7 protein-coding genes and 1 pseudogene are annotated in these 8,951 nt (G+C 41.9%); 1 reads left to right on the top strand and 7 read right to left on the bottom strand.

Going from position 1 to position 8,951, the window contains the following annotated elements; genetic code table 11:
* The 7 genes from J6I68_RS12540 to tnpA all read right to left on the bottom strand — a co-directional run.
* Positions 1-1,077: diguanylate cyclase domain-containing protein (locus J6I68_RS12540; RefSeq protein WP_292220787.1), on the bottom strand; the 1,077-nt coding region annotated here is incomplete at its 3' end.
* A gap of 123 nt (positions 1,078-1,200) precedes the next feature.
* A complete protein-coding gene (locus J6I68_RS12535) occupies positions 1,201-2,934 on the bottom strand; it encodes an ABC transporter ATP-binding protein (RefSeq protein ID WP_292220785.1) in 1,734 nt (577 codons plus the stop codon).
* A 2-nt stretch (positions 2,935-2,936) separates the two neighbouring features.
* Positions 2,937-4,673: an ABC transporter ATP-binding protein gene (locus tag J6I68_RS12530; protein WP_334300061.1), complete on the bottom strand. Its 1,737-nt coding sequence runs from the start codon at positions 4,671-4,673 to the stop codon at positions 2,937-2,939.
* A 117-nt stretch (positions 4,674-4,790) separates the two neighbouring features.
* Positions 4,791-5,408: a TetR/AcrR family transcriptional regulator gene (locus tag J6I68_RS12525; protein ID WP_292220781.1), complete on the bottom strand. Its 618-nt coding sequence runs from the start codon at positions 5,406-5,408 to the stop codon at positions 4,791-4,793.
* A 177-nt stretch (positions 5,409-5,585) separates the two neighbouring features.
* Entirely contained in the window at positions 5,586-6,863 is a 1,278-nt protein-coding gene (locus tag J6I68_RS12520; protein ID WP_292220779.1) for an MFS transporter, read from the bottom strand.
* A gap of 139 nt (positions 6,864-7,002) precedes the next feature.
* Entirely contained in the window at positions 7,003-7,995 is a 993-nt protein-coding gene (locus J6I68_RS12515) for a serine hydrolase domain-containing protein (RefSeq protein ID WP_292220777.1), read from the bottom strand.
* Positions 7,996-8,133: 138 nt separating this feature from the next.
* Positions 8,134-8,619 (bottom strand): IS200/IS605 family transposase, encoded by a 486-nt coding sequence (gene tnpA / locus J6I68_RS12510; protein ID WP_292220775.1) that lies wholly within the window; start codon positions 8,617-8,619, stop codon positions 8,134-8,136.
* Positions 8,620-8,715: 96 nt separating this feature from the next.
* Between tnpA and J6I68_RS12505 the strand changes: the two are divergent.
* Positions 8,716-8,951 (top strand): annotated as a pseudogene (locus J6I68_RS12505) (RNA-guided endonuclease InsQ/TnpB family protein); the annotation flags it as partial.

Here is an 8,951-nt window from a genome sequence, read left to right as displayed (position 1 = left end):
TCCCTTTTCAGGGTCGATCCACCTTGCAAGAGCTTCAAATCCCATTCCATTGCCGCTTTCAATGCGCAAAAAGCACTGGTAAAAGACCTTGATCCAGCCATTTTCCTTAGCTTTGCCAAAGCTTTCAACTATATACCTCTGCTGATTATATAAAGTGTCATCTTCTGCAGTGTAGAACCTGTAGAAATTGTTCATCTCCTCGCCAGCAAGCTTATTGGCTCTGATGGCATGGTCAATGGATTCCCTTAAAGAAACATCTTTATTTCCAACAAATATTCCGACCTTTAACCCTGAAGTTGTTCCGTAGGCTCTGCTCATAATCTCGGAATTAGCTCTTTCTATCCTGCTTATGAGCTCCTCGCGGCTGTTATAATCATCGATAACCTCAAAAAAGTCAGATGCAAACCTGGCAACTATCCCATGGGTAAACTCAGCCATAAGGACATTTGCCACCAGGATCAAAAGATCGTCGCCCTTTTCAACTCCATACCTTCTGTTGTAAGACTGCATGGAATCCACATCCAGATAAAGGACTACGGGAGTTTCGCCTCTTTGGACGATTTCCTTCATCTTGGCATCTCCATGCTTATTGATGTAGTTGATATTGGGAAGATTGGTTAATACGTCGGTATAGAAATCATCACGCTGAAAGAGCTTGTACTTATCAGAGATCTCTGATAGCAGCTCTTCATGCTTCTGAACATCTGCATATACCAAAATAGCCAGGTCTATCCCATCTTCCACGGTCTGCCAATAGCCGGCTGCATGTACCAGATGATAGCCGTCATCTCTTCTTACTCTGAAAGTGACGTCATATTCAGATTTTTTGTCAAGAAAATCAATGCTGATAGCACGAAGCTTTTCTCTCTCATCAGGATGCACTTTCTCATAAAGGCCGTCATTTATCCTGTCTCCATAATAGTTATACAATTCATCACGGGAAATATTGTTAAAATCAAGAAATCCATCAGAAATAGCAAGCGGTCGAAACCCACCACTTGCTAAAGGTCCAATGATCAGAAGCGGGACCTTGAGTTTCTCGTATGATCTTTTTATCTCATCAGGAATAGTATACAAAAGGTTTTTCTCCACAAAATCCCAACAACAATAAAACAATCCTACGATAATATTGTAAGTTAAATTTAGCATCCGGGCAAGGAAACCACCTCCGCCTACAAAAATTTAAGAATTTGGTTATAATTACATTTTCCAGTTCTGAGCAATCATTTGCTGCTTGGTCATACGGCTGTATATGCTGTCGTACCCTGATAAAAATTCCGGACTTCCCTGCTCAGCAACTACGCCATCCTTTAGAACAACTATCTTATCAGCATTTGCAATAGTTCTCATCCTGTGGGCTATGATAAGGACAGTTTTATTCTTGATGAGCCTTGAAAGAGCTTCCTGAATGGCAGTCTCATTCTCTGCATCAAGTGACGCTGTAGCCTCATCCAAAAGCACAACGGGAGCATCCTTAAGAAACGCCCTTGCGATTGATATTCTCTGGCGCTCACCACCTGAGAGCTCGCTTCCGTTTTCTCCAATTCGGGTGTTGTATTTATCAGGAAGAAGCTCAACAAACTGCTGGCAGTTAGCAAGCCTTGCTGCTTCCATAACTTCCTCATCTGTAGCGCCTTCTTTACCTATACGGATATTTTCCATGACTGAACTGTTAAAAAGAGTTACATCCTGGAATACAATTGAATAGTTTTTAAGAAGTGTCTCAGGATCAATCCCTGAAATGTCCTCGCCTCCCAGTGTGATCTTTCCTTCATTGACATCCCAGAATCTGGCAGCCAGCCTGGAGATCGTTGTCTTTCCGCCGCCGGAAGGTCCGATAAGCGCCGTAACCTGCCCCTGCTTGGCCGTAAAGCTCACGTCCTTAAGGACATCCGTGTCATCTGAATACTTAAATCCCACGTGATCAAATACAATATCATATCCAAAGTTTTTAAGACGTTCTTCTCCTGTCTGAATTTTGGTAGAAAGAACCTCATCCAGCCTCTCACACTGGATCCCGCATGCTATAATAGCTGCGAAGTTCTGCAACGTGATCTGCATTGGATCATAAAGTCTTGCCACCAGCATTAGGAACATGAAGAATGTAAGAAGTGAAATCTCTCCCTTGGCAAAAAGAGCTCCTCCAACCACCGCTGTAGTTCCAATACCGATCTTAAGGATGATAGCTGCAGAATTGACATATATGGCCATCTTAAGCTCTGTGATAAGAGCCATCTTCTCCACATTTCTGATCTTGCCCTCAAGTTCATCCATATATCTTTCTTCAGCGTTGTTAGCCCTTAAATCTCTAATGGATTCCAGACATTCCTGTATTCCATCAGTCATGGTCATTTTCACAGCCGAGTTCTCTCTGACTGCATTCTTTTCCGCTCCAGAAGCAGTGATAATGATAATGAATGCCACAGGAATAACCCAAAAGCATGCAAGTACCATCCTGAAATCAAAGGCAAAAAACAGACTGATCCCCACAATACTCACAGATATTACAGCTCCTATAAGCTCGGGGATCCAGTGACTGGATGCAGTCTCAATCTGAGCACAGTCTCCCATGATATTTGTTGTAAGGTCTGAAATATTCTTTTTCCCAAAATACGAAAGTGGCAATTTTCTTAGCTTTTCAGCTATTGCAGTCCTTCTTACGCCGCTTTCTCTGTAGGTTGTTAAGAACGTGGCATTGTACTGAATGAAATTGGTAACAGCTATGACCAAAAGAACTGCTACACTTGCAACCGCATAAAAAGGTATGCGTTCCCTTGAAAGTGTCCCTTCCAACAGGTCTTTTATAAGACTATACAGTATTCCTGCAGGCATCATCAGTGCAATATTGGTAATTGTGACGCAGATGCACGCTCTGATCATGTCTTTAGCGCCCTGTGTGGACAGCGCGTACTTATGTTTTAATCTCTCTATCATTTTCATGCACCTACCTTCCACTCTATTGATCTTGAGTATTCATCGAACATTCGCTTGTAAAGACCATTCTTTTCCATGAGCTGCCCGTGAGTTCCGCTTTCTACGCACTTACCGTCATCGCAGACGTAGATCCTGTCGGCCTTCATGACTGTGGAAAGTCTGTGGGCGATCATAATAAGAGTCTTCCCCTTTGAAAGTTCCTCAAATGCCGCCTGAACTTTAACTTCGTTGTCGGGATCTGCAAAGGCAGTGGCCTCATCCAGTATAAGGATCGGGGCATCTTTAAGCACTGCCCTTGCAATGGTTATCCTTTGCTGCTCACCTCCTGAAAGATATGTTCCTTTTTCTCCTATTACAGTATGTATTCCATTTGGAAGCTTCTCGATAATATCCATGCACTGGGCCTTTTTAAGAGCATCAAGAACTTCAGCCTCAGATGCATCAGGCTTTGCCATACGTACATTTTCTAATATGGACTTCTTAATAAGTCTGCTGTCCTGGAATACAAATGAAACCTTCTTCATAAGCTCGGCAGATGGTATATCTTTTACATTGACGCCTCCTATCAGAATCTCTCCACTTGTAACGTCAAAGAATCTTACCATCAGCTCTGCAATAGTGGTCTTTCCTGAGCCGGATGGTCCAACCAGGGCCACATGCTCACCGGGAGCTATCTTTAGGGATACGCCACTTACCGCATCCCTTGTTGCATCTTTATATCTGTAGGTAACATCCTTAAGTTCAACGCTGTGATCAGCAGGAGCTTTTCCTTCCTTATTATCTGAAAGAGGCTCGATCTCCATTATTGATTCCACGCGGCTAAGAGCATCTATCAGCGTCATCTCAGCCTCTCCGGAATATGCCACTTTAGTAAGGGCAACTGTGATAAGGGGCGTAACTATAATGTAGTACATGATGTTCAGTATCAGGCCAGTTGTCACAGTATCTTTTGAAAAAACAAACGCAGCTATAACAATAAAGGCAAAGATTGCATTTATGCAGGTCATAAACGCAGTCATTGGCCACCTGAGTATCAAGGTATAATCAGTAGTCCACTTTCCAAATCCATCGATGGCGTCTTTGAACCTTTTAAAAGAATGAACTGTCTGTCCAAAGGTTTTTACAACCGGAATTCCCCTTACATATTCCGTAGCCTCTGAGCTCATGACATCAAGTGCATTCTGATACTCCTTCATTTTTTCCTGCATTCCCTTTCCCATCATGGTCATCATGCAGGCAAATCCAATAACTGCAGGGATCATGCACAAAAGGCCAATTTTCCAGTTAAAAGCAAAGATCAGCACTAAAAGACCAATTGGTGTTACCGCTGCTACAGCCTTATCAGGTATCTGATGAGCAATAAAGGTTTCGGTGGCAGCTGTGGAGTCATTTACTATGCGCCTTATCTTTCCTGTCCCGTCCTCGTCAAATACTCCAAGGGGCAGAGTGATGATCCTTCTCATAAGAGAACTTCTCATATTCGCCTGTACCCTGAAAGCCGCAATGTGCGTACAAAAAAGTGCACCGATATACACAAGCAGTGACAACACCGTGAGGATCACTGCGCTCCACGCATAATGACTGATGCGGGCCGTGTCCTCGTTATTTGCTGCAATGCTTATGATCTTCCACAGGTCGTAATAAGGCACCAGTACTATGATGGCGCTTATTGCTGCTATGATCCTTCCCAGCGTTATGAGCTTTGTATGCCCTCCCGCATATTGTCTGATCAGCTTCATGTGATCAAAATTCTGTTTCTTACCCAATTTCCAGCTCCTCCTAATATTATTTATTTTGTTAGTTATCGCTAACAGCTGATCGATAGCTAACGACATTAAAAAAGAGCCTTACGGCTCTTAATTTAATCCCATTATCCTCTGCCATCCCGGCATGAAGAATTCCTGTATGGTGTTTAAGTATTTATCTATTGTAGCTTCGTCACAATCATGGATGATTGGCTCAAAGCATGCGGTCAGATATGCTGAAAGCAGCATATGCAGTTCCTCCTCATCGATAGGTACTACCGGGTATCCGTTATCCTTAAGTACATTTATAGCCTCAAGAAAAGCCTTTTGGTTCTCCTTGACGTAATCATGAATGAAATTCTCGTACACTGTTCCCCTGGAACAGGTCATGAGAAGCTTAAATTCATCCCTCATAGGGAGGATAACGTCTCTGATAAGATCAATAAATGTTTCTCCGAAGAGCTCATTCTTGTCTGCCTTGTTATCTACCATGAGATTTTTCTTTTGCGTATGTCTCCTGGTCCAGTCCTTGATCCCATTAATGAGTGGCTCCACCATTGCGCCAAACATAGCCTCTTTATCAGCATAATGTCTGTAAAGCCCAGCAGAAGTCATCCCTGCACGGGCGCCAATGCTGCGGATCGAAGCATTTTCAAACCCCTTCTCCAGGAACTCCTCTTTTATGGCCTTATTAACTTTGATATGGCTTAGTGTCTTATCTCTAGGCATGTCTTTGATCTCATCATAAGTTATCAGTGTTCGCTATCACAGATTACTATAAACTTCATGACTTGTCAAATAGCTAATATTTCTTTTTTCCAATAATATATTTATCATAAAACAAAAAACAGCTCCAAATTTACACTCATTTGGAGCTGTTTTACACTGAAATTCAAATCCAGAGTCTTACTCAGTATATTTATATTTTTTCATAATCTGACCGGAGATTATACATATGGCTGTTCCTGTCACACCAAGAATAAACATCATCATTGCGGCACCTGAACCCTTACCGCTTCCGAAAAGAAGAGTCCAGAACGGATCATTACTTTTCAATGCCATAAACGGTTCGCAGATCTTGTCTACAAAGAGTCCGCCAAGGAAAAGTCCGATTGGAATAGTAAAGAACTGCAGAGTATTTCTGCAAGCGTATACTCTTCCCTGAAGCTCTATTGGAATGACATTGCGCATTATTACATTCTGGTTGGCTGCCATGAGAGGAACAAACACCCATCCTATTATCTGGCCTATGCACCATAAAACAGAGCTTCTTGCAAAGGCCAGTAAAAAGTTCTCTATCCCCAGCGCAAAAAGCATCGTGAGATATATGACTCTTACCCTGTCCTTGGGCTTTGGCAGGATCATTGGAAGGAAACTTCCTGCTACCATGGCCAGCCCTGAGCATGCTGTTACGATCCCATAAACATTGTTACCTTTTTGAGGTATAACAAGGGCCGGAAGTACTGCATCAAAGGCTGAAGCTGTGAGGTTAACCCCCGCCATAAACAGTATTACAGTAAGTATAAGCGGAGTTTCTTTTAGGAACTTTAGCCCCTCTTTAGCCAGTTTGATCACGTTTTCGTCCTTACTTGTTCCGTCCTTGATCTCAGGTAGTTTTATAAAGAACAATAATGCCACAAATGCTATGGCAAAAGACAGAAGATCTACCGCAATAACTGTATCCAACCCTGCCAGTCCATAGAGTGCTGCAGCTATGAGCGGATTGCCAATTGAAATAAGCGAACGGGACAATTGCTGAAAGCCACTGGTCTTTTGATAATGCTCTTTTGGAACGATAAGTGAATATGCCACTTCTGAAGCAGGCTGCTGAACAGTGTTCATAAGACCTGAAAAGGCATTGATGGCATATAGATGCCACATGGTCAACGTATCTGTTTTATACAGCACAAATACAGCTACCGTCGTAAGCGCCGCTAAAAGATCGCATATGAGCATGGTTTTCTTTTTGTCGAATTTATCTGTTATAGCTCCTGCAAAAATGCTCATAATGACATATGGTGCATAAGTGCATATCGTAAGCGCTGCTGTACTCAGCGCTGATCCAGTTTTTTCATACATCCACAGCGTAAGCGCAAATCCTGTTATTGCACTTCCAAGCTGTGATAAGCTCTGTGTGATCCAGATTATGTAAAAATCTCTTAATTCCTTTATTCTGTTTTTCATTATTATTTAACCTCCATACAAATATTTTTCATCTGCATGGAGCATATACACTGCAATTGATCATGTCCTTCCTCCTTTTTCCAAACCAAAATACAGCCCCGAGATTACACTCATTTGGGGTTGTTTTTCACTTATTTTGTTAGCAATCAATGGCTGGCAGCACCTCTCGTTCAATGAAATCCACTCTGTCATAGATTCTTGGTTTGAATGTACCCGTCATTCCCACAGATACATTTTTCTCTTTGTTTACATAGATGATATTTCCGCTGTCACCAATCGCTGCATATACCTCTTTATCATCGTACGGTTTGTACCACAAGTAGCCATAATTCATAAAGCCAAATCTCTCCCCAAGCTTAATGTGAGGCGCCAGCATATCTTTTAAGTACTCTTCGGAGATAATCCTCTTACCACTATGAAGTCCCCCTTCCAAAACAAGTGTACCTATTATGGCCATATCTTTTGCTGACATGCATAATCCCCACCCTGCGGTAACTGTACCCTGAGGGTCAGAGTACCACTCATATTTCCTGGGGTTTTTGTTCATAAAGAAATCAAACTGATCTTCTTTGGAACTGTCTCCATGCGGTATTCTCTCAGGAAGTCCCAGTGGCTCAAACAACTGTCTGTTAGCAAAATCAATGCATTTCTCACCAGTCGCTCTCTCGATTATTCCTGCCAGAATCTGAATCCCCAGAGTTGCATATCTGAACTCACCGGTGATTCCATTACGGCCTCCAAGATTATCAAGTATCGCAAGAGTAAAATCCTGTGAAGTACACACCTTCTTCCAGGGTTCTGACTTACCTTTATATGGTGCTGTCATAGTAAGAAGATGTCTGATAGTGACATCATATATGGTCTTCTCCCCACGTTTCACAGAGTAATCAGGGAAAAAATCCATAACCTTCTGATCCAGATTACTAATGTAGCCATTATCAAGAGCAATTCCGGCAAGCAGTCCCATGATACCTTTGGTCACAGAATTGACGTTCATCGCATCCCCAGTCTTAAACCCCCGCCAACAATCATCATAGACGATATCACCATCTTTAATTGCATATATCTGACAGATGTTGCTCTCATTTCCTTTACTTTCAGCGATATAATTGTGAAGTTGTTCCTTATTCAATATAAAAGCCTCCTCTTAGAAAAGATTTGGACGTCCTAAGAAAAGGCTAATATGATTAAAAATTCTTTTCAATCAATTTTTTATAAATATTGTGCAAGAAAATCCCTTCCGATGAAGTCGGTTGTGGGATGAATCGCACTAGCTTTTCTTTTTGTATTTACCCGTCTTAATGTATTTGCGTTTGTGTTCCTCTGTTCGTTGATCTTCAATGTATTTCTTGACAGTATCAAGAGAAACACTTCCTGTAGTGGCACAGAAGTAACTTGCACTCCAGAAGGGTGAATCTCCCCAGAGGTATTTCTCAACGTGTGTTCTATATGTATTTCTCACTTCTTTGGACAGCTGTGATTTTAACGAGTTGATGAGTTTTACAGGTGCAACATCAGGTGGCATGAGGATCAGCAGATGCATGTGATCGACATCTGTCTCTGCTGAAATGAGTTCGCTGTTCATGCGTCCACAGAGGTAAGCGGCGTAATTCTTCATGAAATCACCAATCTCATCTGTGATCACTTTCTTTCTGTACTTGGTTACAAAGATCACATGGTAAGTAAGTTTGTATACGGAATGTGAGCCTCTTCTGTACTCGTTCAGGATATCTGATTCCAGCATCGATTTCTGCATAAATTTACTCCTTATCTAAAGAGAACATGTGTTTGCATAATTCTAAAATGTGTGCTATAATACTAAGTATAGAATACTGCTAAGGAATTTACAACCGTGTACAGAACAAGGCAATACAGGATAAGCAAAAACCACATACTCTATGACTATTGCAGGGATATCTGCAGATCATCAGCCGTTCTGTACAACAGGGCAAATTTCATCTTAAGGCAGTATTCGTCTGCAGTAGATTCAATGGCTGTGTTCAAGCCTCTTTTCTCCAATCAGATGATGATTTACAGGCTCGTAAGGGATAATCTTTCAGGGACTAAATATCTTGGTGACAGCAAATG

Source organism: Butyrivibrio sp., from assembly GCF_017940685.1.
GTDB lineage: Bacteria > Bacillota > Clostridia > Lachnospirales > Lachnospiraceae > Butyrivibrio.
The sequence above is the reverse complement of the archived record's forward strand: the minus strand, read 5'-3'. Positions and strand labels throughout refer to the sequence as shown.